This window comes from Kineococcus indalonis (genome assembly GCF_009906395.1).
Lineage (GTDB): Bacteria > Actinomycetota > Actinomycetes > Actinomycetales > Kineococcaceae > Kineococcus > Kineococcus indalonis.
The window spans coordinates 1-1,439 of record NZ_JAAALM010000743.1 but is presented as its reverse complement, the minus strand read 5'-3'; the positions used below and the strand labels follow the sequence as shown (position 1 = coordinate 1,439).

Below are 1,439 nucleotides of genomic sequence, written 5' to 3'. Positions count from 1 at the left end.
ATCGAGTCGTGCACCGCCACCGCGCCGGCCTCGCGCAGCTCGTCGACGGAGTAGCCGCCGGTGCGCACCGCGACGGCCGGCAGCTCCGCCTTCGCGGCCGCCTGCACGTCCCAGGTGGAGTCGCCGAGCACGACGCCGCCGCTGCCGCCCACCTTCTGCAGCGCGACCTGGAACAGGTCGGGGGCGGGCTTGGAGGACTCCGCGTCGTCGGAGGACGTCCACGCCTCGCACAGCTCCCGGGCGTCGAGCAGGTCCAGGAACGCGTCGACGTGCCGGCCCTTGCCGGAGGAGGCGAGCACGACCTTCCACCCGCGCCGGCCCAGCTCGGCGACGAGGTCGCGAGCGCCGTCGAAGGGCTGCACCTCGGGCAGCAGCCGGTCGAACTCCTCCACCCACGCCTCGCGGGCGTCGTCGCCGTGCTCGCGCTCGAACGCGTCGCCGGCGACGGCCGGCACGAGCTGGTCCCCGCCCATGCCGATCGCGCGGTGGATGCGCCAGACGGGCACGGTGAGGTCGTGGCGGCGGAACGCCCGGTACCAGGCGATCGAGTGCTGGTAGTTGGTGTCGACCAGGGTGCCGTCGACGTCGAGCAGAGCGGTGTCGGCCATGCCCGCCCCCTACCCGCGCTCGCGCGGGCCTACGCGGCGACGTCCACGCAGAACAGCTTGCGGGGGTCCTGCAGCATCGCCGGCGGCTGCACGTCGGAACGCTCCACGCGCCCGCCCCAGCGCACCCGGCGCCGGTGCGGCACCGCCACGCCCCTGCGGGCGTCGAACTCGTAGCCGCCGAGGACCTCGCCGAGCAGCAGCGCGCGCTCGCGCTCCACGGGCAGCGCGACCTCGTCGCCGGGGGCGAGCTCGTTGACGAAGGTGTCCAGCACGCGCAGGTCCTTGCCGGGGCGCTTGCCGGGCGAGACCTGCTTGAGCAGCTGGCGCAGCGTGGTGCCCTCCTCGGCCACGCGCACGTCGACGTCGACGCCGGACTCGGTGCCCAGCCCCACCACGCCGTCGGCGAGGAACTCCGCCAGCGCCTCGGGGCCGGAGGGCCGCACCACCCACACCAGGCGGCCGCCGGCGCGCGGGCGCGGCTCCAGCGAGGGCGGCTCGGGCCACACGTAGGGCAGGTCGTCGGGCTCGTCGTCGCCGAACAGGGGGCGGTAGGTGGCGGGGTCCTTGCGCAGCAGCGCGGAGCGGTGGCTCAGGTGCAGGGCCTCGTCGCCCAGCCAGTACGGCATGAGGCCCTCGGCGGCGAGCTCGGCCTGGGGGCGGCCGACGACCTCGGGGGCGAACTCCGCGATGAGGCGGCGGGTGGAGTCCGCGCGCCCGGTGCGGGTCCACTCGTCCACGCACGCCAGGCCGTAGCTGACCAGGGCGGGGGTGCAGCCGCGCCACATGCGCACCGCGGGGTGGTTCACCCAGCCGTAGTCGGGCAGCTCGATG

2 protein-coding genes are annotated in these 1,439 nt (G+C 75.7%); both read right to left on the bottom strand.

Annotation, left to right across the window (positions count from 1 at the left end; translation table 11 throughout):
- Positions 1 to 608: HAD family hydrolase (locus tag GTR00_RS20755; RefSeq protein ID WP_166613418.1), on the bottom strand; the 608-nt coding region annotated here is incomplete at its 3' end.
- 29 nt (positions 609 to 637) lie between these two features.
- Positions 638 to 1,439 (bottom strand): MSMEG_6728 family protein (locus GTR00_RS20750; RefSeq protein WP_166613417.1); only part of this gene is annotated, 802 nt, incomplete at its 5' end.